The sequence below is a fragment of the Streptomyces sp. DSM 120436 genome, from assembly GCF_055778765.1.
Genome location: NZ_JBSKBS010000004.1, coordinates 106,692 through 128,326 on the forward strand (window position 1 = coordinate 106,692; position 21,635 = coordinate 128,326).

Annotated in this window: 17 protein-coding genes and 1 pseudogene; 5 read left to right on the forward strand and 13 right to left on the reverse strand. The window is 70.8% G+C overall.

The features are described from left to right. Positions 1 to 84 precede the first annotated feature (84 nt). The 4 genes from ACWH4W_RS32095 to ACWH4W_RS32110 form a co-directional block, all read right to left on the reverse strand. Complete coding sequence (locus ACWH4W_RS32095; protein ID WP_473079384.1) at positions 85 to 960, reverse strand: AfsR/SARP family transcriptional regulator; 876 nt, start codon at positions 958 to 960, stop codon at positions 85 to 87. 598 nt (positions 961 to 1,558) lie between these two features. Beyond that, positions 1,559 to 2,206 (reverse strand): ScbR family autoregulator-binding transcription factor, encoded by a 648-nt coding sequence (locus tag ACWH4W_RS32100; RefSeq protein WP_473079385.1) that lies wholly within the window; start codon positions 2,204 to 2,206, stop codon positions 1,559 to 1,561. Positions 2,207 to 2,716: 510 nt separating this feature from the next. Next, positions 2,717 to 4,174 carry a condensation domain-containing protein gene (locus tag ACWH4W_RS32105; protein ID WP_473079386.1) on the reverse strand — a complete coding sequence of 486 codons (1,458 nt, stop codon included), beginning with the start codon at positions 4,172 to 4,174 and terminating at the stop codon, positions 2,717 to 2,719. Between the two features lie 291 nt (positions 4,175 to 4,465). Further along, entirely contained in the window at positions 4,466 to 5,383 is a 918-nt protein-coding gene (locus tag ACWH4W_RS32110) for an AfsR/SARP family transcriptional regulator (protein WP_473079387.1), read from the reverse strand. Between the two features lie 513 nt (positions 5,384 to 5,896). On the opposite strand from ACWH4W_RS32110, the gene ACWH4W_RS32115 reads away from it, so the two are divergent. After that, the gene (locus ACWH4W_RS32115; protein ID WP_473079388.1) at positions 5,897 to 6,724 is read left to right on the forward strand and encodes an AfsR/SARP family transcriptional regulator; all 828 of its coding nucleotides are present in this window, start codon (positions 5,897 to 5,899) and stop codon (positions 6,722 to 6,724) included. 93 nt (positions 6,725 to 6,817) lie between these two features. Here the strand turns inward: ACWH4W_RS32115 and ACWH4W_RS32120 are convergent, their stop codons facing one another. Then, a complete protein-coding gene (locus ACWH4W_RS32120; protein ID WP_473079412.1) occupies positions 6,818 to 7,648 on the reverse strand; it encodes an AfsR/SARP family transcriptional regulator in 831 nt (276 codons plus the stop codon). 1,226 nt (positions 7,649 to 8,874) lie between these two features. Between ACWH4W_RS32120 and ACWH4W_RS32125 the strand changes: the two genes are divergently transcribed. Continuing rightward, positions 8,875 to 9,762 (forward strand): ScbA/BarX family gamma-butyrolactone biosynthesis protein, encoded by an 888-nt coding sequence (locus ACWH4W_RS32125; protein WP_473079389.1) that lies wholly within the window; start codon positions 8,875 to 8,877, stop codon positions 9,760 to 9,762. 150 nt (positions 9,763 to 9,912) lie between these two features. Next, positions 9,913 to 10,677, forward strand: coding sequence for a glucose 1-dehydrogenase (locus ACWH4W_RS32130; RefSeq protein WP_473079390.1), 765 nt, complete (start codon positions 9,913 to 9,915; stop codon positions 10,675 to 10,677). Between the two features lie 27 nt (positions 10,678 to 10,704). Here ACWH4W_RS32130 and ACWH4W_RS32135 read toward each other — a convergent pair whose 3' ends face one another. The 3 genes from ACWH4W_RS32135 to ACWH4W_RS32145 form a co-directional block, all read right to left on the reverse strand. Next, entirely contained in the window at positions 10,705 to 11,067 is a 363-nt protein-coding gene (locus tag ACWH4W_RS32135) for a DUF6009 family protein (protein WP_473079391.1), read from the reverse strand. 254 nt (positions 11,068 to 11,321) lie between these two features. Next, positions 11,322 to 12,419, reverse strand: coding sequence for a bifunctional DNA primase/polymerase (locus tag ACWH4W_RS32140; protein ID WP_473079392.1), 1,098 nt, complete (start codon positions 12,417 to 12,419; stop codon positions 11,322 to 11,324). Positions 12,420 to 12,950: 531 nt separating this feature from the next. Next, complete coding sequence (locus ACWH4W_RS32145; protein ID WP_473079393.1) at positions 12,951 to 13,226, reverse strand: hypothetical protein; 276 nt, start codon at positions 13,224 to 13,226, stop codon at positions 12,951 to 12,953. A 1,244-nt stretch (positions 13,227 to 14,470) separates the two neighbouring features. On the opposite strand from ACWH4W_RS32145, the gene ACWH4W_RS32150 reads away from it, so the two are divergent. Both ACWH4W_RS32150 and ACWH4W_RS32155 read left to right on the forward strand, forming a co-directional pair. Then, positions 14,471 to 15,016 (forward strand): hypothetical protein, encoded by a 546-nt coding sequence (locus ACWH4W_RS32150; RefSeq protein WP_473079394.1) that lies wholly within the window; start codon positions 14,471 to 14,473, stop codon positions 15,014 to 15,016. Positions 15,017 to 15,018: 2 nt separating this feature from the next. Continuing rightward, positions 15,019 to 15,573: a hypothetical protein gene (locus ACWH4W_RS32155; protein WP_473079395.1), complete on the forward strand. Its 555-nt coding sequence runs from the start codon at positions 15,019 to 15,021 to the stop codon at positions 15,571 to 15,573. Positions 15,574 to 16,033: 460 nt separating this feature from the next. Here ACWH4W_RS32155 and ACWH4W_RS32160 read toward each other — a convergent pair whose 3' ends face one another. The 5 genes and pseudogenes from ACWH4W_RS32160 to ACWH4W_RS32180 all read right to left on the reverse strand — a co-directional run bounded on the left by ACWH4W_RS32160 (position 16,034) and on the right by ACWH4W_RS32180 (position 21,594). Further along, a complete protein-coding gene (locus tag ACWH4W_RS32160; RefSeq protein WP_473079396.1) occupies positions 16,034 to 17,179 on the reverse strand; it encodes a ParB/RepB/Spo0J family partition protein in 1,146 nt (381 codons plus the stop codon). After that, entirely contained in the window at positions 17,176 to 18,441 is a 1,266-nt protein-coding gene (locus ACWH4W_RS32165; protein WP_473079397.1) for a ParA family protein, read from the reverse strand. Before ACWH4W_RS32165 ends, ACWH4W_RS32160 begins: the two co-directional genes overlap by 4 nt. A 1,173-nt stretch (positions 18,442 to 19,614) precedes the next feature. Continuing rightward, positions 19,615 to 19,962 (reverse strand): NUDIX hydrolase, encoded by a 348-nt coding sequence (locus ACWH4W_RS32170; protein WP_473079398.1) that lies wholly within the window; start codon positions 19,960 to 19,962, stop codon positions 19,615 to 19,617. A gap of 1,112 nt (positions 19,963 to 21,074) precedes the next feature. Then, positions 21,075 to 21,224, reverse strand: a pseudogene (locus tag ACWH4W_RS32175) (ATP-binding protein); the annotation flags it as partial. Positions 21,225 to 21,228: 4 nt separating this feature from the next. Continuing rightward, positions 21,229 to 21,594, reverse strand: a complete 366-nt coding sequence (locus tag ACWH4W_RS32180; protein ID WP_473079414.1) for a hypothetical protein — start codon at positions 21,592 to 21,594, stop codon at positions 21,229 to 21,231. Positions 21,595 to 21,635 lie beyond the last annotated feature (41 nt).

The window sequence follows — 21,635 nt, forward strand, 5'->3', positions numbered from 1 at the left end:
GGCTACCCACTTATCGCGCGGTGCCATAGCCGGGGTCACGGTGATCTGCGCCGCTACGGCACCGCCCGCCCCCCGTACGTCCGTTCAGCGCGGCGGACACATGCCGCTCTCACGCGGGAGGGGCAGGGAAGCCGTGGCGGGCGGTTGCCGGTCCTCCGTCAGCGGAGCCTCCGGCGCGGCCTTCAGGATCGACTGCTGGAGCCGGCGCAACCGCGGCGAGGGCTCCAGGCCCAGGTCCCGTACGAGGGTGCCGCGCAGCCGGTGGTAGATGTCGAGCGCCTCACCGCGTCGGCCCGAACGGTGCAGCGCCAGCATGAACTGGGCGTGCAGGTTCTCGTGGGTGCGGTAACGACTGGTCAGCACGGTGAGCTCGGCGAGCAGTTCACGATGGCGACCGAGCCGGAGGTCGGCCTCGATGCGCTGATCGAGGGCACACAGGCGGCTCTCCTCCAGCCGCCGGGCCTCTATCTCCAGCCGCGCACCGGTCTGGACGTCGGCGAAGGCCGGGCCGGTCCACAGGGCGAGTGCCTCCCGCAGCAGGCGTGAGGCCCCCTGGAAGTCTCCCGCGTCGAGCGCGCGGTACCCCGTGCCCGCCAGCCGTTCGAAATCCCGGACGTCGCTCGTCCCGCCTCCGGAGACGAGCATGTACCCCCCGGGTAAGGTGACCAGGACGTCCTTGGCCCTGCGGCGCGACAGGCCCTCGGGGCCGGCGTCGGACGCCCCCTTCTCCAGTGCGAGCGTGATGAGGTCGCGCAGTTGCAGGACGTAGGTCTGCAGCGTGGTGCGCGCGCTGCGCGGCGGGCGGCCCGCCCACAGTTCGTCGATGAGGGCGGAAACCGGAACCACCTGGTCGGCGTGGAGCGCCAGAAGGGCGAGTACCTGCCGGGGCTTCGGAGCGGTGGGAGTGATGGACTCCCCGCCGGCTCTCACGTCCAGTGTGCCCAGTACGTCGATCTGCACGCCGTTGCCCCCTCGGTGAGTGCGCTGCCATCAGCACCACACGAGTACAAAACAGGCCAGACGGTTTGTCAATAGCGAACCAGTTGCGCTGTTTTATTGGATCGCATGCATGTACGAAGAGAACTGTCTTCTCCGCCTGCGCCATGGGGACTTGGCACGATTGCACGGCGTCGGCCCTCACCTGGGGGCATCCCCGCTTCCGCCGATCCTCTCGTGCCAACTCCGGCAAAACGGGCGTCCAAAGGGGGGCGACGACCCTCCACGACTGGGGTAAGAGACCTCTCGCGCTGTTTTAACCGGTGTGCAACCGACTCCCCCTCCACAACCCGGGCCACGGTGGATCAGGGAACCAGAGAACCGCTCGAGAACCACTCGAGGACTGCCGTGCCTCACGCCCCGCGAGGACCATCGGCCGGGGACCGGCTCGCGGCGGCGGACGGACGGCGCACGGACGGCGCACGGGCCGACGACATGCAGCCGGCAACAGCCCCACGTGTCGTCGGCCCCGTGCGCACCGCCGGCTCTGCGTGCCACGGCCATGCGCAGGCCGATGCCCCTCCCCCTCGCCACTCGCCGGGCCGGTCCTCGCGAGCGGGCCTCAAGCGGACGCAGGCATCCGGGCCGCCTCGCGCACCACCCTGGCCCCCCGGTCCGGGGCCACGTCCAGACGCGCCAGGACCGCGGGCCGGGCGACGGACAGCAGCAAGTGCCTCAGCAGCGTCGAGACCCGGGTCTCGACGTCGCTGAGACCGGTCTCCAGCTGGGAGTAGAGGTGCACTCCGTTGAGCGCGCCGACCACCAGCTCGGCGACCTCCCGCGGCACCACGTGCACCAGGGTCTCCCCCCGCTCGTGAGCCTCGGTCAGGAGCCCCGTCAGCAGGTCGCCCCAGAGCGGCCAGGCACTGCCGTGGTGCCTGCGGGCCGCGACGGGGTCGGCCGAGAGCCGGGCGCCCGCCCGCAGCAGGGGCTCGTGCACCAGTCGGTGGGCCATCGCCATCGCGGCGTCCACCACCTTCTGCAGCTTGATCTCCTGCTCGGGCAGCGCCTGCTCCGTCTGGACCTCCAGGACGCCCCTGGCGAGCGCCTCCTTGGAGTCGAAGTGGAAGTACATCGCGCCCTTGGTCACCCCGGCGGTCCTGAGGATGTCCGCGACCGTCGCCGCCGCGTACCCGTGCTCCGCGAAGGCGACCGCAGCCGCCTCCAGTATTGCCCGGCGGGTCCTGACCGCACGCTCCTGCTGGGCCACTGGAAACTCCCTTCGCCGAACCGCGAAACTCAGATCTGTGCAGCTCACAGAAACAAACCGCTCAGAAGGTATATTATCTTCGCCCTCCGGCCCGCACAGGTACGGAGTTCGGCCATTCTTCGTCCGCCGCACCGTGGTTCCTCGCGCCGTCCCGTCGTCGGCGGCGTACCCCGGCGGGCCCGACCGCACGCGCCGGTCCAGCGATCCAGGAGAGGACCGCAGCGACCGAGGGGCCGGGGCAGGCCCTCCGCGACCGGACAACAGCACAGGTGGCAGCGGTTTTCAGGACGACGCAGCGACCGAAGCGACCGAAGTTCCCTATATATGACGCACACGCACGCATGCTGGTGTCCTCATATACCCGAAGCCCTGGTCGCTTCGGTCGCTTTCCCGCCGCGCAGACCGTTCCTGCCTGCGTCTTTCCTCCCGGACGGCAGCCGGGGAACGCCGTGTTCCGTCACTCGCCCTCAGTCGCTCCCCCGGCCCCCGGTCGGCCAGGGGCCGGATGCGTCAGTCCCGTGTGCCGTGCTGCGGCGGCGCGGCGCGGGGCGGTTCGTCCTCACCGAGCACGGCCAGCACCTCGGCGACGGTCTCGTTCTCCCCGGCGGCGGGCAGACGGCGCAGCAGACGGGCGCACTGGTCGGCCAGCCGGCCCGCATCGGCGTCGGAGAGCCGGGCCCGGTCGTGGACGGCCGTCAGGATCAGCGAACCGTCGTCGGCGGGCCGGGCGAGCAGGGCGGTGAGCAGGAGGCTGTGCGCGCCGCTGGAGTGCCGCTCCCCGAACCGGACGCCGGTGGCGGCGAGCCTGGCCCGCAGACCGGCGGGCGGTTGCGGGGTGGTCTCCAGGGAGACCACGGTGTCCAGCAGCCGGCCCGGCTCCGGGCGACCGGTCCACTCCCGGACCTGTTCCATACAGGTCCACTCGTAAGCGGCCAGGTCCAGCGCCCGGTCGCGCAAGGTCTCCAGGAGCCGGATCACCGGCCGGGCCGGGTCGACCCGCACGGTCATCGGCAGGCAGCTGCGCAGCGGCCCGACCAGCCGGTCGACGGCGTCCAGGGCGATGCCGCGCCCGGACACGGTGATGCCGAAGCCCACCGGGGCGGGACCGGTGGCGTTCGCCGCCCGGTACAACAGCAGCGCCCACGCGGCGTGCAGGGCGCTGGAGTCCGGCAGACCCCGCGCGGCCGCCCACCGGTGCAGCCGGTCCGCCTCGGCGGCGTCCAGCCGGGTCTCGGCCCGGCCGCATCCGCTCTGCCGCGTCCGGGGTCCGGGCAGAGCGGGCTGCACGGCGGGCGGCCCGTCGGGCGCGATCCGGCTGAAGAAGTCCCGCGCCGCGGCGATGTCCTGACGCTCCAGCCAGTGCGCCCAGTCACGGATGTCCGGCCGGCGCTCGCCGCCCGGCAGCACGCCGCCTTCGAGGTAGGCCCGGCTGAACTCGTCCAGCAGCACGGACACGCTCCGGGTGTCCAGCAGCCCTCGGTGGAAGGTGAGCAGGACCCAGGTGACCTCCGCGGAACCGCGGAGCGCCGCCGGGCGGGCGTCCTCGCCGACATCGACGAGGGTGACACGCAGCGGGCCGGGACGGCCCACGTCGAAGCCGCGCAGCCGATCGCGTGCCATGAGCTCGTCCCGGTCGACGGTGCCCGCCGGATGCCGCACGACCTCCGTGCGGGCGTCGTCGTGGAAGACGACGCGCGGTTGCGGTTCCCGTTCGAAGGCGGCGCGCAGGATCACCTCCCGGTCGGCGACGGACTGCCAGGCCGCGGTGAACCGCTGGGTGTCCAGCGGTCCGTGCCAGTACCACCAGACCTGCTCCACGTGCCGTCCGGTGTGCCGGTCCGCGCAGGAGTCGAGCAGCGCGTCGTGCTGCGGCCGGGCCACCGGCACGGACGGTCCCGGAGCACCTGCGGTCACTGCCGGACGGCGGGGGCTGACCCGTTCCCGCAGCCGACGGCTCCACCCCGTCATGTCTCGCCCTCCTTCGGGCCGCTGCCGCCTTCCGGGCGGGATCGCAGATCACCGGGTCCCGGAGGGCGGCCCTTCCGGCACATCGTGGCGGGATTCTCCGTCAACGGCCTGACGAACTTCTGACATGGCTCGCGGTCCGCTCGTGCTCATCTGGAGAACGGCGGCGAGGGGCGGCGGTGCGGGCGCCGGGGCCCGCCCGGAAGCAGGCCCCGGGGGCCCGTGCGATGGCTCCGGCCGCACGGGCGGGAGCCGTCGCACGGGCGCACCGTCGTCCCGGCATTCCGTCCCTCCCTAAAGGCTCGGCACTTCCTGCGCCATGAGCCGGTCGAGCCGACCGCCCAGGTCGCGTTGTTCCTGGGAGAGCCGCTCGACGCGGCGGCGCAGCCAGGCGACCTCGTCGCGCAGCATCCGTACGTCGGTGTCGTCGTGCCGGTGGGCTGCGCCCTCCACGGGGTCCGCTTCCGTGTCGGCGTCCTCCCTGCCGTGCAAGATCGCCTCCATGCGGCCGCGCAGCGCCGGTCCCGGAGTGATCCCCAGGTCGCGCCGGAGCCTGTGGCGCGCCCGTTCGTACATGACCAGGGCCTCCGCCTGCCGACCGCACCGGTGCAGTGCGGTCATCAGCAGTTCGTAGAACCGCTCCCGCAGCGGATGGGCGACCGTCAGCTCCTCCAGTTCGCCGGTGATCTCCTCCTCGCGGCCGGCGCGCAGGCACGCGTCGTACAGGGCCTCCGTGGCGACGAGTCTGCTCTCCTCCAGCAGTGAGGCCTCCGCCGCGCAAATGGCGCCGCGGCCGCTGCCCTCCAGGGCCGCGCCCCGCCACAAGCCGAGGGCCCCGCGCAGGAGGTCGGCCGCGCCGGCGGGATCGGCGGGAATCAGCGCCCGGCCTTCGGCGGCCAGGCGCGTGAAGCGTTGCGCATCGGTCTCGGCGCCGTTCAGACGCAGCAGGTATCCCGTGGGACGGGTCACCAGCCACTCGTGCCGCTGCCCTCCAGGGCCGACGGCCGCCGGCCGCAGCCGCCGCAGGCGGGCCACGTGGGCTTGCAGGGCGTTGGCCGCGTTGCCCGGCGGCCGCTGGTCCCACAACTCGTCGACGAGGCGGTCGGAGGGCACCACTTGGTCGGCCTTCACCACGAGAGCCCCGAGCAAGGCGCGCTGCTTGGCGCCCGCGGGCACGATCCGCTGGCCGGTGCGGTCGTCACAGATCTGCACGGAACCCAGAATCCGAAACTCCATCCCACCCTCGCACGGAAAATTCAACGAGACCTCAGAACCCCGGCTTCGGCCTGTGCGACACGGATCCCACCCCCGGGCCGCCGGACCGGGCGGCCGTTTCCGGAGGCAGGTGTTCACAACCGTCCGTTCCCGCCGGGAGGACCGACGGTTTTGCAGGGAGGAGAGGTCTCCCCGCAGGGAGGGCGGCCGTGTTCCCCGATTTCTTCGCCATGGCAGGAAAACTAGCAGTACGGGCCCACCTCGGAACAGGCACCTCCGTGTTCCTGCCGCTCGCTGGCCCCTTGCCGGGACCGCGTCGGCGACGTGCGGGATCCCCCGCTCACGGACCGATGGAGGAATGCTTGATTCCATCTGGTGAAATCCTCCATGAAGACTGGAGGATACCTAGTGATCGGCCATCGAGAACATCCGGATAAAACGAGGAGCAGACACTATTTGAGGTCTGACGGAGCGCCGAGTCGGAAGCTTCGGAAACGGCACGGGGGAAGAATGAACATAAAGATGCTGGGTGCACTGCATGCAGAAGTGAAAGGAGCCTCGATCGTCCCGACCGCGCGAAAGCCCCGCCAGGTCCTGGCACTGCTCGCGCTCAATCCGGGTCGGGTCGTACCGGTGTCCACCCTCATGGAGGAGGTCTGGGGCACCGACCGGCGGCAGGGTTCGCTGACCTCGCTCCAGACGTACATTCTCCAGCTGCGCCGCATGTTGCGCGCCGCCATGGGACCCGAGGCGGCCGACACGGTCAAGAACATGCTCGCCACCCGCTACGGCGGCTACCTGCTGCAGGTCTCCCCCCAGGAGGTCGACGTGCACCGGTACGACCGCCTGGTGGCCGAGGGCCAGCGTGCGTTCGAGAGCGGCGACGACGCGCGTACGGCCTCCTCGTTGCGCGAGGCGCTCGCCCTGTGGGAGGGCCCCGTCCTGGCCGACGTCCAGGTCGGCCCGGTCCTCGAGATCGAGGTGCTGCGGCTGGAGCAGTCCCGTCTGGTCACGAGGGAGCGCCGGATCGACGCCGAGCTGCGCCTGGGACGCCATGTCGAACTGGTGGCCGAACTGACCGATCTGATAGCGCGCCACCCCCAGCACGAGGGCCTGCACTCGCAGGCCATGGTGGCGCTGTACCGGTCCGGCCGGCAGGAGAGCGCACTGCACGTCTACCGTCGGCTGCGTCAGCGGCTCAACCACGAACTGGGTGTGGAGCCCTCGCCTCAGCTGCAGCGGATGTACCAGGCGATGCTCTCCGTCGACCCGCGTCTTGACATCGTTGCCGATGCACGGCGGACGTCGACCTTCGACCTGTACGCCGCCCGGGGGTGAGGCCGTCCCGCCGGCGCCGCCCGGAACCGGGCGCCGCGGGGCCGGTGGTCACCGGCGGGAGGCGGCAGTGCGGCGCCCGGCCGTCACCGTCGGTCAGTTCGCCCGGCCGGCGAACGGTCCGCTGCCGCTCACGGCGGGGACCGGAACCGCGGCGTCGGGCCGGGTCGTCAGGATGGAGCGTTGCAGCCGGCTGAGCGGCGCGGAGGGCTCCAGGCCCAGCTCCCTGACGAGCGTGGTGCGCAGTCGCTGGTAGACGTCGAGGGCCTCACCGCGCCGGCCCGCACGGTGCAGCGCCAGCATGAACTGGCCGTGCAGGCTCTCGTGCATCCGGTGCCGGGAGACGAGGACCGTCAGTTCCGGGAGCAGTTCCCGGTGCCGCCCCAGGCTCAGGTCGGCGTCGATCCGCTGGGCGAGCGCACACAGCCTCGCCTCCTCCAGCCGACTGGTCTCCATCTCGATCTGGTTGCCGGCCTGGACGTCGGCCAGGGCCGGGCCCCGCCACAGCGACAGGGCGTCGGCCAGCTGGCGGGCCGCGCCCGCGTGGTCCTCGGCGTCCATGGCCCGGTAACCGAGTCCGGCGCGGCGCTCGAACTCCCGCCAGTCGACGGTGCCGCCCCGCGTCTCCAGGCGGTAGCCGCCGGGAACGGTGGTGAGGATGTCCTTGGCCGTGCACTGCTCGTTCCCGGCGGAGGCCAGGGCGGCGCCTATCAGTTCGCGCAGCTGCAGGATGTAGGTCTGCAGTGTGGTGCGGGCACTGCGCGGCGGGGCGGCTCCCCACAACTCGTCCACCAGGGCCGCCACCGGGACCACCTGGTCGGCGTGGAGGGCCAGCAGGCCCAGCACCTGCCGCGGCTTGGGCGCCGTCGGCAGGATCGGTACCCCGTTCTCACGCACCGACAGCGCGCCCAGCACCTTGATGTCCACTTTCTCCCCCATCGGTCGCGCGGATCGGGTTCCGTCTCCGCGTCTCGGCCGGCATGCCGGGGCTGCGGCGCCCAGGCGCTCTCGATGTAAAAACAGCGCAGTCGGTTTGTCAATGTTCGGCCGTTATCGATCATCAAGAGGATCGGGATCCGGCCATGGCCGCGGGAGCCCGCTGCGGCGCCCGTCCCGCCCCGGGCCGAGGTGCAACCGGAGTGGCCGGCACCGAGGGGGCCGGAAGACCTCGGTGCCTTTTTGTTCGCGACCGCCCACCGCACGTCGGGCGGTGCGAGTGCGGCGGAGAGCTCAGCCCGACGGGCACGGCCGCACGTGGCGGACTCCGCGGCTGCGCAGCCCGTACGGCTGCAGGTCTGGCCGGCCCACGGCCGAGGGCCGCTCGGACGCCCCTCGGCGGCCCGTGGCCGGCCCGTGGGTGGGCCGTGGGTGGGCCGACCGCCGGTCGGCCACGGGCCGGCTGTCCGCAGCCGACCCGACCGGCTCACCCGACACCCGTGCCACGGGGTCGGCGGACCGTGCCGTGGCCTCCTCCGTCCCGCGGCCGGGCGCACCGGTCCCTGCGGGGGGGGGGGGGGGCGGCACCGCCGGACGGGGCGGCGGCCTCTCCGGCGTCCCGGGAGCCGGACGCCCACCCTCCGCACGGCAGGTCGCGCAGCCCTCGATGCCCGACGCGGTGGCCCGGTCGGCCGGGTCACCGGCCGCACGCGCACCCGCGTCCGGTCGGTCCCCCGGTGAGGACGAAGCCGCGCGGCGCGAAGGCGGTGGTGTCCGGAACGGTTCGGGAACCGGTCCTCCGGAACCCGGCCGGCACGGTGGAGAATCGCTTGAGAACCGCTCGAGACCCAGCGCCGTCGACGCCCCCTCCCCCGAGTCGGAGAGGGGGCGTCGGCGACCCGTCACCTCGTCAAGGACCGCCGTCAACCTCAGGAGACGCCGACGCGGCGCGATTGACGCGATCCGGCCGATCCAACCGGATTAAACAGCTCCGATTTTTTTCCGACCGAAATGACCCCTGTGGCTGGAAAGTAAACCGGACGGTAGGTACCTTCGGGCTGCCGGGTTGGCCGGCTTTCACTTGCGCCACTGCCGCTCAGAGGGAAGCAGCTATGTCCGCGAGCACGTTCCACACCGAACGCCCCATATCCAGCGCACCATTCTTTCGGAACGAGATGGCGATGTCGGCGAAAGCCGGACTTTTCCGCTACCCCTCCTTGACCGCCGCCGTCCCGAAGGAACTCGTTCACCGCGCCAGCGTCGCCGAGGTCCTGCTCACCGACTGGCGGCGCCGGGACGCCAGTCGTTTCACCGTGACCGCCCAGTGGCCCCGCGGCCACAGCTTCTTCACCGCCGTCCAGGGCCTTCACGATCCGCTGATCGCAGCGGAGACGATCCGCCAGGCCGGGGTCCTCCTGTGCCACGCCGAGCTGGGCGTGCCCCTGGGTCATCACTTCCTCATGTGGAATCTCAACTTCAGCGTGCGCCCCGAACGGCTTCTCGTCGGCAGCACGCCGGCCTCCGTCGACCTCGACGTCACCTTCTTCGGCACCAAGCGGCAACGCGGCCGCCTCGTCGCCAGCCGCCTCGAGGCGGTGCTCCGTCGCGACGGTCACGTCGTGGCGACGGGCAGCGCGTACTTCACCTGCATGTCCCCCGCCGTCTACCGGCGCGTCCGTGGCCGACGCCACCTCAGCAGCGGCTGCCCCGAGCTTCCGCTCGAGGCTCCGCTGCCTCCGCAGACCGTGGGCCGGCTGCTGCCGATGGACGTGGTCCTGGCCCCCACCGAAGCCCAGAACCGCTGGCAGCTGCGGACGGACGTCCGTCACCCCGTGCTCTTCGACCACCCGGTCGACCACGTACCCGGCATGGCGCTGATCGAGGCGGCCCGGCAGGCGACGACGGTCGTGCTGGGCCGTGTCTCGCCGCCGCTGAGCGTCGAGACCGACTTCGTGCGCTACGTGGAGCTGGACGCGCCCTGCTCCGTCGAGGCCCGGCAGGTTCCCTGCGGGGAACCGGGCAGGGAGTCCGTGCTCGTGCAGGGCCGCCAGGCGGAGGACGTCGTCTTCCGCTCGACCGTGACCGTGGCCTCGTCCACCGTCTGACCGTCCTCGGACCTCCCCGCCCGTCCGGGCACCGCGCGGGGAGGTCCGCCCTCGCCCGGTCCCCGTCGCAGGTACTGGTCGTTCCCGGTGGCGGCGTGTGCCCGGCCCGGCCTCGCGGCGACGCCACCGGCCGTCAGGAGAAGTGGAGACATGGGGGCACTGGCCGGAAGAACCGCGCTCGTCACCGGGGCCAGCCGCGGAATAGGAAGGGCGATCGCGCGCAGGCTGGCCCGGGAGGGCGCCCTGGTCGCGGTCCACTACGGCCGGAACGAGGCGGCCGCGCGGCAGACCCTGGAGCTGATCGCCGAGGAGGGCGGCCGAGCCTTCGCCGTCGGCGCCGAGCTGGGTGTGCCCGGCGACGTCGAAGCCCTGTACGCCGGGCTGGAAGAAGGGCTGGCCGCCCACGGGAGGGAGCCGGACCTCGACATTCTCGTCAACAACGCGGGCATCAGCGGACCCGCACGCATCCACGAGGTGACACCCGAGCTGTTCGACCGGCTGTTCGCCGTGAACACCAGGTCCCCCTTCTTCCTCGTCCAGCGGGGCCTGAAGCACCTGCGCGACGGCGGCCGGATCGTCACCGTCTCGTCGGCGGCCACGCGGGTGGCGTACCCCGAGTCCGTGGCGTACGCGATGGCCAAGGGCGCCCTCAACACCTTCACACTGGCACTGGCCAAGGAACTCGGCCCGCGCGGCATCACGGTGAACGCGGTCAGCCCCGGGTTCGTGGAGACCGACATGAACGCGCGGAAGCGGGCCACGGCGGAAGACACCGCGGCACTCGCCGCCCTGTCCGTCTTCGACCGGATCGGCCGGCCGGCCGACATCGCGGACGTCGTCGCCTTCCTGGCGTCGGACGCGTCCCGCTGGATCACCGGCCAGTGCCTCGACGCCAGCGGTGGCTCCCACCTGTGAGCGCGTCCCTCAGCCGCCGACGGCTGCTTATACCAGTACGCCCTCGGAGCGTTGGGTCTTGCGTCCTTTGCTGCCGGGGGTCAGGGTGCGGGGGTCCACCGCCTCGGCCGGTGCGCCGGTCGCGTAGAGGCCGTCGGGTTCGGTGTCGCGGTCGTGCGGCAGCAGCCAGAACACCCGGCGGCGGAAGGTGCCCGAGGAGCGGGACGGTTTGGCGTCGGGCCGCAGCAGGGCGTAGCCGACCATGCGGCCGTCACGGTGGTAGGCGGGCCTGCCGCGGCGGGTGGGCAGCCGGTCCAGGCTCTGACGGACGTAGTCGAGCGCGCCGATGTCCTCCAGCCACACGAAACCGGCCTCGTGCACGAGTTCGTCCTCCGCGATGAGGGAGCTCACGCCGTCTCCTCGTCAACCACCAGACCGATGCCGCAACCGGACGTGTGTCGATCGGCCGTCACTTCCTCCAAGGGAGCCACCGGTCCCACTCCTTCGCGAACCGGGCGGCCCCGAAGGTACGTGACCAGGTGACCCGGACGTTCTTCATTGTGGCATCACGCCCCACAGGCGCCGTAGGCGTGTTCTCGTCCCTCTCCGGGCGGGCGTGGCCCGCCCCCGCCGGGAGGCTTCGAGCGGTCCGGCCGCCGCACGGTTCACGGGTGCCCTCCCGGGGACAGTGGTCGGCGCAGTCCCGCGTCCAGACCGCTGCGGATGATGGCGGTGCTGCGCCGCTCCTGCCCCGGCCGGGCCTGCCCGGCGACCTCCCGCAGCATCCGCTCCGCCTCGTCCGCGTCGAGGTGGCCGCCGGCGACCAGCCCTCCCGCCGTGTAGGCGGCACGGTTCAACTTCTCGGAGAAGGCGGCCCCTTCGGGTACGACCGCGCAGGCTGCCACTTCCCCGAGCAGCGGCGCCAGTGCCCGGCTCACGGTTCCGTGGCCGCCTCCCGCCGCGAGGACGGCCTGCCGGGCCCGCGGCGGCACCGGCCTGGCCCCGTGCCCCTTCGTGGGCGGCAGGTGCCCGGTGCGCTCCAGTTCCTCCGCCAGCCACCCGGGCAGCGGCGCGGGCTCGCGCACCGCCCCCACCGGCTCGTACATCCCGGCCTCGGTCACGGTGCCGGGGGCGACGATGTACCCGCCGTGCGCCCGCACGTCGACCTGCCAGGCCAGGGCTCGGCTGCCCGATCCGGTGGAACACTGCCAGCGGTGCCCTCGATGGGCCCGGTACCACACGTGCAGGCCTCCGGAGGGTGTGCGCACGCGCAGGGTCGTCCCGTCGTCCGCCGGGCTGGGGGAGGACCGCAGAGCGGCCAGCACGCCGATCGTGTGGAAGCCGTTGGCCAGCCCGGTCAGGTCGATGCTCGCGGAGATCCCGATACCGGGCAGCAGCCTTTCCCGGCCCGGCAGCCGGCGTTCGTGCGCATCGATGTCGAGGACCACCAGGCCGGCGGGGCCGCAGGCGATCCCGACGCCCAGTCCCGGATTGGCGCCCCACCACCGTTCGATCAGCGCGGGGTCCAGGGTGGCGGCGTGGAATCCGTGACACCAACGACCGGCCGCCGGGCAGCCGCAGCCCCGGTGGGTGTGCCCCGGCCTCCGGCAGGTGCCACAGTTGCCCGCCGGGGTCTTGCGTCCCGGAGCGAGTGGGTGGACGGGCCAGCCCCGGCCGGCACACCACCGCGCGATCGCCAGCGACCGTCCGGCGGCGGCCTGCCGCGCCGCCCGACCGTGGGACTCCTTCAGCCCAGAGGCCATGCGCACCCCCTTCGTCAGCAACCCGAGCTACTGAGCGACGGAGACAGACTAGCCAGACCGGCGGGACGGCGGGCCCCACCGGCCGAACCGGCCCGGACCCAGGGGCCGAACCGACTCCGACCCGACGGCCGGACCTCTCCCGGTAGCTGGCCGCCACGTCGCGGACCCGCAGGTCACAGGAGTGCGGCGCGGAGAACAGCGACTGAAGCGACTCAAAGTTCCTGTACGTGACGCGCGAGCGCACCCTCGCGGCGCACCGGCGCACCTCATGTTCGAGGCTTGGGTCGCTTCGGTCGCTGATGTGCCCGGAGGACCGCTCCGGCCTGCTGCTTCCTCCGAGGCCGAGAAGCGACTCGGCCTTCCCCGCTCCTGCACGCAGGGCGCACCGGGGCGACCGCGCCGCGAGCCCCGGGGTCGAGGACGGCACCGGGACCGGTCCTCCGGCGGTCCGAAGCCGTGATCACACCGGACACCCCGGGATCGTCCCACCGGTGACCACGGTGGGGAGGCAGCCCTCAGCAGTGGTGTCCGTCAAGGCACTCCGGAGAACAACACTCCGGGGGACAGCACTCCGGGGGACAGGAGGAAGAGGACCGGCACGCCGGACACCCCGGCCGTGATCGGGAACCGCCCGGGTGTCTCCCGCCGGTTCCCGGCCCGGGCCACCACGAGCCCCGCCGCCGACACAAGCACGGCGGTGAACAGGGCCGTCAGGCCGAACGTCCAGCCGATCTCTCGTTCCGCGTCCGGTACTTCCCTCGCATGCGCGATCGCCGAGGTGAACAGGAGGACGGCGCGGACGCCCACCGCCACGACAGTGCCCCGACGACCCGATCCGCTCGTTCAGGCGCCGGGCCGACCGACCTCGTTCCTCCGCGACGGCTTCCCGGAGCGGCCTCGGACGATGACGTGCCCGCGCCGTAGGCGGCCGAGGGGACGTGCGGCGCCTGTTGTGAAGCAAGCCCGTCCCTTGGTGTTCGTCCGACACCAGCCGTCACCTGCCACCCGTAGGCGCGGTTCCAGCGGCCGTCCTGCCGGTCCCGTCGGCCCTCGGCGGGCCTGGCCTCCCCGTCTGGCCGCCGCCGGCTCCGTGGCCTTCTCGGCGTTCACCCGAGTCCACGGGCTCCTTGACCGCCGCACCCGCACTTCTGAAGGTGACACCGGTCGTCCAGGCGCCCACGCTGCCCGGGGACCCAGCCCCAGCACAGCCCCACATAGCTCAGTTGGTCATCCGTCCCCGACGCGGTCCCCGACACTTTCTCCGCAACCCTGACCGGCACTCCCCCGCTCTCCGGATGTCGTGCTCGGCCAGTCAGTCAGTCAGTCAGTCCTCGAAGCCCCCCGCATCCTGGAGCACGAGGACTTCCACCCCGCTGAACTCCTCCGTGCGGGCCAGGCCGACCCTCGCTCAGACACCGGTCACGAGGCGCTTCCCCACGCACCGGAGCCACAACCCCGGTGCTCCTCGACGCGAACGGTGCACGCCACGACGATACGGATTCGCGTCGAGGAGTGCCGGGGGCAGCGGGGTCCAGGGGCCGGCGAAGGCCCCTGGTACCACCGGCCGCCACCACTGTTGTCGACGACGGCGGACAGATGACTCCCGACATAGGCCCGGAGGGGGCACTCGGAGACGGACCCGCGCTTATAGAGAATAGAGAGGATCGCATCTCCGCAGGTCAGAGGGGGTGACAGGGCCTCAGAACATGACTCCCAAGTCATTTTTGACCTGCGTAAGTTGAGCCTGGAGTCAAGGTGCCCCGTATCCATTGCGACTTATATGCGCAATTCCGCGACAGGCTTCAGAACCCTCGCGAACTTGACTCCGGAGTCATGTTCGACACGCCCAACGCGCAGATAGGTCGCGTCGTTGCTATCTATATGCGCAATCACTACTGTGCTCCGCGTCTAGGTTTCGATCTTGAGGAGCACATAGCGTCATGTCCGCACAGCCTCAAGGGGATCCCCGCCGGGTCCCCGGCTCGTCCCCGCCTCGTGCGCCGAGTCCCAGCAGCCCCTACGCGGGAACACTCGGTCCGAGGAAAAACCTCGTGGAGCTGCCGGTCGGCCACAGCGCAGAGGTCAAGCCCCCGGTCACCGCCGGCGACTTCGTCGGCAAGTACTTCGCTCAGGACAGCCTGGAGTTCCTGCGCTGGGCGGCCAAGTACTTCAGGGACGACAACGTCACCCTGTGCGTACTGCTCTACATGATGGGCAGCCAGGAAGTCGGCGGGGCGGTCGAGCTCAAGCAGACCGAGATCGCTGCCGAGCTGGACATGGACCCCGCCCAGGTGTCGCGGGCCCAGTCCAAACTGAAGAAGCTGGGGCTGGCCTATTCTCCGAAGAAGGGGGCGATCCAGCTGCAGCCTGCGGTGACCCTGCGCGGAGGCTACCGGCTGGTCGAGAAACCCGTCCGCGGGGCGGTTGCCAAGAAAGTCAAGGTTCAGGTGGAACAGTTGAGTCTGCTCAACGAGTTCGTACTCGACCCCGACGTTCCGGAGGAGTTCAGGGGCATGGCCCTTCCGGGCGCGAAACTGCCCAGGCCCTCGGCGAGGACGCGCAAGCGCAAGCGCACGGAGAAGAAGCCGGAGGAGTGAGGATGAGGACTGCAGCGTCTGCGAACCCGGAGCCGCCGGAGCTGACATACGGCACCTTCAACGGCTTCGCCTACATGCCCGCGATGCCGGGCATCGCCTACCGAGTGCTTTTCCAGCTCCTGGGGACCCAGGAGCCGGGAGGGCGCTGCCTGGTCACCGAGGAGGAGCTGGCCGAAGCCCTGGACGTGCACCGTTCCATGGTGGGGCGGGGCCTGCAGGCCCTGATCCTCGCCAAGATGGTGTTCCGCCAGGCCAAAGGCATCTACTACCTCAACCCGATGATCAGTGGCGCGCGCAGCGTCACCGAGCACCTGGAGGCGATCGGGGCGCTCGACCCTGCGGACCGTCTCGACGTCGACGACTACCAGGAGCGTTACGACGCCGCCGTCGCCCAGGCCGAGCAGGAGAAGAGGGAAAAGCGTCTGGGCCGCAGGAGCGCGTCCGCTCGCTCGAAGCCGCCCAGGAGCACCGACGAAGGGACCGACGAAGGGACCGCGGAGGTGCTGAGCCTGTCGACGGCCCGCGGCCTGTCGCGGCGCAGGTCGTCCCGCTCGTGACACGAACGGCACACCATTGAGGCCCCCGCCGGAGCGGGGGCCTCAATGTGTCTAGGTTTCGCGGAACAGCTTACCGTCTCACTCGTGCCGGCGCCACGGAAGGTCTTGACGCGGACGCCATGACGGCGTCTCCGGGCCGGACGGTGGGGTGGACCGTTCCGGACGGGCCGTGCGAGAACGCCAGGAGTCCGTTGTCCGGTCCGCGCCGCACTCGAGCGACGACCTCGGGACGCCCCTTTCGGTCTGCTGACCCGTCCGGCGGTCGGGCGGGTACGTCCCTGGCCATGAGCGGGCCGCTCGACCTCGCCGGCGTCCCCCGTGTCGGCCCTGGACGGTCTTCGCGCTGTCCTCGCCGGGCCCTGACCGAGGTGGGAAACGGACGGGGTCGGCCCCTCGGAAGCGGGGCCGACCCCGTGGTGTGTCGGCTACTCGGTCAGGCCGGTCGTCGGCTGTGACGGGTTCAGCCGGTGTGGGCAGCCTGGCTGTCCCTGTGCTTGACGAGCAGGTCCAGCATCTTGTTGAGCTCCTCGGGCGGCATCTTGTGGATGAGGTGCTGTGCCGCGTAGACACCGTCCTCGTAGGGGAACCGCTTCGGCTGCTCTCCCGCATCAGCCGCCGTCGCAGCAGTGGCGGCCTGCACGGGAACGGACGGCATGGCCTTCCCCGCTTCAGCGGCGGGCGCCTCGTGCTCCGTGACCGTCGGCGTGGGAATCGTCTGTCGCTCTGTGGCGGCTGACTTCTTCGGCGTCCGCGGTGGGTTCGCCGCTTCGTGTCCGCGTGATCCGCCGTCGCCCACGGGGTCGGTGATTACGCCGTAATCACCGGCGTCGCTGTCCCTGGAGCTTGTGAGCGTGCCGGTCACCGGCTGCGTCCCGCGCTCCGCGGGGGTGCGCACCTCCTCCCTGCGCGCTCTTTCCGCCTTCAGTTCCTGCAGAGCCGCTTCTTGTCGGTCCGCTGGTTTGTTGCCGACGGCGCGCAGCAGGTCGATGGGTTCCTCTCCGATGCGCGCTTGCAGCTCAGGGGTGAGGTTGAGCAGGGCGAGACGCTGGGACACCCAGCCCTGGGAGCGGTGGAGGCGCTTGGCGAGGGCCCTTTGGCTTCCGTGGATGGCCAGGAGTCGTTGGAGAGCGCGGGCTTCGTCGAGCTCTTCGAGGTTCTGGCGGTGGATGTTGGCGACGAGGGCGGACTCGAGGAGTTCTTCGGAGGTGCTGCCCTGGTCGTCGCTGACCATCACCTTGACGGTGTGGAGCGCGGCTTCGCGTGCGGCGGCGAGACGGCTGCTGCCGTCGATGACGACGTGGGTGGTGTCGGGTTCGAGGTCGGCCTCACGGTCGGGGTTGGCTTTGACGTAGGCGTCGCGGTTCATGACCGTGATCGCTTGTTTCTGGCCGTGGGTCCTCAGGCTGCCGGCGAGGTCGGTGAGGTCTCCGAGGGTGGAGCGGGGGTTGTCCGGGTTGAGGCTGATGCGGTCGACAGGGAGCTCTGTGGGCGGGGCGACGCCTTCGGTGGGCACGCCGGTCGCGGCGGCGACGGCTTGACGGCGTGCGCTGATGGGACGTACCACTCCACCGAACCGGCCGGAACCGAGCTGATCGGCCTTGCTCACAAGACCTCCCTGGCGAGTGCGCGCATCCCGACTGCCTGCTGTGATTTGGGGGCGTAGGACAGCAGGGGCTTTTTCACGCGGACGGCTTCCTTCTGTTCCTTGAGGTCTCCGACGAGCCCGACGACTCGTGGATCCTTTATGTCCACCCATCCCTGGAGGGACGAGGTGGCGATGTAGCCGCGACGGGAGTCGTACAGGTTGACGACGATGCCGAGGTAGTCGATGTCGACCTGGAGGTCGCTGCGCAGGTCGTCGATCTGCGTGGTGAGGAGCTCGTACGCGTCGGCGGAGCTGTCTTCCGCCTGGACGACGATCAGGGCGCCGGACTGCCCGGGGTTCTCTCCGTCACGACGGCGGCCGTAATAGGCGGCGGCGTCCATGCTGAGGCCGAGGCTGGGCGGGCAGTCGACGATGATTACGTCGTAATCAGCTTCGAGCGGGGCGAGGGCCCGCTCGAGTGCGGCTTCCCGGGCGCGCACGGCGGAGAGCCGCACGTCGAGCAGGAATGCGTCGTTGCAGGCGGGCAGCAGGTGGAGCCGGCCGTTGAAGGTGTCGTCGTCGACGGAGACGACGAGGTCCCTCAGGTCACCCTTCGGGTCTCCTGCCATGTGGTTGGTGAGGCTGTCACCGTTCATGGGCAGGGGCGCGGCGCCGAGCTGGTTGGTGAGGTGGCACTGCGGGTCGAAGTCGACGAGGAGTACCCGCAGTCCGAGGCCGGGAAGGCTCTCGATGTCGAGCGGGTCGTCTCCCGGCTCGGCTCCCTCGGGGTGGGCCTCGCTGGCGCGCAATGCCTGGGTGAGGGCTTTGGCCACGCGGACGGGGTGCAGGACGTTGGGGTCTTCCGCCAGCGCCTCGCCCAGGCCTGCGGTGATGGCGGTCTTGCCGACTCCGCCCTTCTGGTTGCAGACGATGATCCGGCGGGTGATGGAAGGCCGCTCGATGTCCGGGGCCGGATGGGTGTCGAGCCACAACTGGACGGACTGGGCGAGTCCCTGGATGAGTGAGACGCGCCGGTCGGCGGCGGTCTTCCGGAACTCTTCCCACTGGCCGGGAGGCAGGAAGGTGGCGAAGGAGTCGGCGCCGGCGGTGTCGATCGGCGCAGTGGCGGAGGCCAGATCGCACCAGGCGCTGATGCCCTGTTCGACGGCGGCCTGGATCTCGATGCCGTGTTGAGCGGCTCTGACTTTGAGGTTCTGCCGGAGCCATCCCGGCAGTTTGGAGACGACCTTCTCGCGGTCGCTGGAGGCGGCTGGCGAACTCATGTGGGACACCATACTAACGTCCATGATCAAGGACGACATCGACACGTTAGTTAGGCCAAGTTGATGTGTGTCGGTGACCGCCTGCGTGATTACGGCGTAATCACCGGCGGCGAGGGTGCGGCGCCGACAGGCGGGGAAAGCCCGGACAGGTTCTCCGCACGGCGCCCGGCCACGAGCCCGGCCACGAGCCCGGGTGCTGCCGCACTACGCCGCACGCCCGTCTCCGCCGTCAGAGGATCCGTGCGGATCGTCCCGCCCGGCTGTTCAGGGGCCGCCGCATCCGGTGGGAGGCCTTCCCCCACAGTCCACGGGAAGAACCGTCACCGTGGGACACTCCCCCGCCGGCTGTGTCAGACCCCGATGTGGCCGCGCGCGGACGTGGTGGTCCGTCTGCCGCTCGGCGAGTGCGAACCAGCGCCTGGGCGCGTCCCCGTCCTACGGTCATGCGGTGCGGCAACCGCGGGAGAACCGGGCCGCTCCGTCAGCGATGTGTCCCATCGCCTGCCATGACGGACCGCGCCTTCCAGCAGGAGCCCCGCCTGGAGGCGGCTTCCACGGAACGGCCTCAGTGGTTCGCGCCTCCCCGGCCCGCTGGTGCGCGAGCGCACGGTGACGGACTCCCCCCGCTTCACGGGGTGCCGCAGCGAACAGCCCGTCCGGCTCACCCGAGCGCATGTGACCGGCACAGCCGACCTGTCCGACGTCAGTGGTGCGCGGCAGGGCCGATCGCCGCAGGACGGATCCTGCCCCGGCTGTCACTGCCGGTCTCACGCGCGCCCTCTCCCTGCGCTGCCACACTCCTGCGACGCGGGTGATTACGCCGTAATCACCCGCCCGCCTTCTCACCCCCATGCGAGCGCTGGACATCCTCCGTGGCCTCCCCTCAGCCGGGACCACACGAACCGAGCCTGAGGGGTGCGCAATCACTGTGCTCACCGGGCCAGGAACCCACCGCTGCGGACAGCACCGGACGCGCCTCGTCATCGGTCGTCACGGGACGGGTTCTGAATGTGCTGTGTCGTCTGACGGCACTGCGGCCTGGAGTCGCTCGACCTTGTTGTATGCCGCGCTGGCAGCCCTCACCTGTGCAGCGATCAGTTGTCGGCGGTTCGTCGCGCTCCCGAAGGGCGACCGCGGCCACCTTCCGGCCGGACACCGACACGATGCCGCTGCTCATTCGTTCTCCCAGTCCCAGGTGCCGAAGTACGCGGCCTCACCGACACGGTGGGCCTTCGCCACCTCGTTCAGGCGCGCGAAGTCGCGGGGCGGCATCAGCGCCTTCCACCCGGCCAGGGGCAGGACACGGACCTCGTCGTGTTCCTGTGGATTCAGGGTGATGCCGCGGATCTGCGCCGCGGTGAGCCGGACGCCGTAGAGGACCAGCCCGATCGTGCTGTAGGGCCACTGGGCGCCGGGCAGTCCGTACACGGCCGCCAGGAGCCGGGGCGACCCGGGCGGGGCCAGGCCGGCCTCCTCCCGGCACTCGCACACGGCCGTCTCCCAGGGCCGCTCCCCCCGCATCCACCGTTCCGCCCACCAGCTGCCAGGGATGATCGGGGGAGTAGACGGAGTGCAGCTGACGCGGCCGGTCGTCCTCGTCGGTGAAGCACCGGCACGCGGAACAGGTGGCCTTCGGCACCGTCTCGGCGTACTGCTCGAGCGGCATCCAGGCGGGGCTGCTTGCCGGGGTGCTCGCAGCAGCGGGTTCCTCCGGACACGTCATCCGCTGGGGCTCCCGTGCGCTGACGTCGGTGGGCCGGGCTGGGAGTCGCGCGGTCGGCCGCATTCAGGAGGTGACGGGGGAGGGGGGCAGTGGTGGGAGAGAATCGGATCATGGCGATGTGCAAGAAGTGCGGTGCGCGAAAGCGCAGTTGGCCCCGTTTCTGTTCCCGGTGCCGCTCCGGGGCGGACTGGACGGGCGCTGCTGCAGACGCCGCTGACGTCGCTGCTGCGGCAGGGCTGTTCGGTTGGATCTGGCGAGGAGTCACGGGGGCCGTGCGGCTGGTGCTGCGTGTGCTCGACTGACCGGACCCGGCGGACGCGATCCGGCCGAGAGGTCTCGCCGGAACGAACAGGGTGAAAGCGACCTTCGGGTGATCTTCGAAGCCATCGGCATCGATCATGACGCCGAGGCGCGCGGCGACTCCGGAAGCCGTCGACGAATGGCTCTCGTTCCCGCGAACAAAGCCGGTCGGCTTCGTTCGCTTGAAGCAGCAGCGATGCGTCAGCACTTTGGACAGCAGTTAGTGATCTTGAATGGTTCAATCGCCACGGACCGCACATCGCAGTCTTGGTCCGGGCCTCCCGAAACCCATGGGACAAAGGCGGCGGGAGAGGAGAGGCCGTCGGACAGAGCACTCTCCAGCCCTGCAAAGCGGCCCATCCACCAGGTTCGGCAGGCCGCTGGCGACTCACGGGACGTCAACCACTGGTTCAGTCTCCTTGCACCCATTCCGTCTTCGCTTGCGGGCACGAACCGTCTGGTGGTGTCGGTCCGCCCCTACGTTGTCGAGGCTGCTTCCGGCCTCACCCCCAACCCGGGGCTCAGCCTGCCTCCAGCTTCAACCGGCCCCTGTGAGGACCGGCGGCGGGCCTCTCGTTCCGCGAGATCCATCAGCGCCTCGTGGCGCACGGCCGAGCTCGTCGATGCGGAGAAGGCCGACGCGGTCATATCGGGCGATGGTCTTGTTCAGCTGCTTCTCGTCAGCCGCCTCGACCAGTTCGTTCACGAGCTTGGTGGCGAGCGTGTAACGGATGCGGTAGCCCTTCGTCGCGGCCTCGGTAACATCACCCGACCGCGGATCGGGGTGCCTCCCGGACCCGTGAACAACTGCTGTCGCTACCCGTGAACAAAGCCGCTCCCTCGATCTTCTCAAGGATTTCCAGGCGACTCCGGGTGACCTCGCTGTGCAGTGCGGTCAGCCCCACCGTCGGATCGTCGAGGCGATCGAGGCGTACGAGGCGTACGAGGTGCTGTCGTATCGCCTCCAGTTCCTTCATGGCGTCGCCGAACGCGTCCTTCCCCTCCCCCCACATGGTCCCCTGATCGCCCCGAGCATGCGACCGCCCGTATCTCCCCGGGATGACCTGGTGCGGTGCGGTGTTTTCCGGCCCTCCCCTGGCCAGGAGAACCCCGGCCCTCCCGAACGCCATTCATACGCTTTTTGTACGGTAGATGTACGCTATGGGTGCGG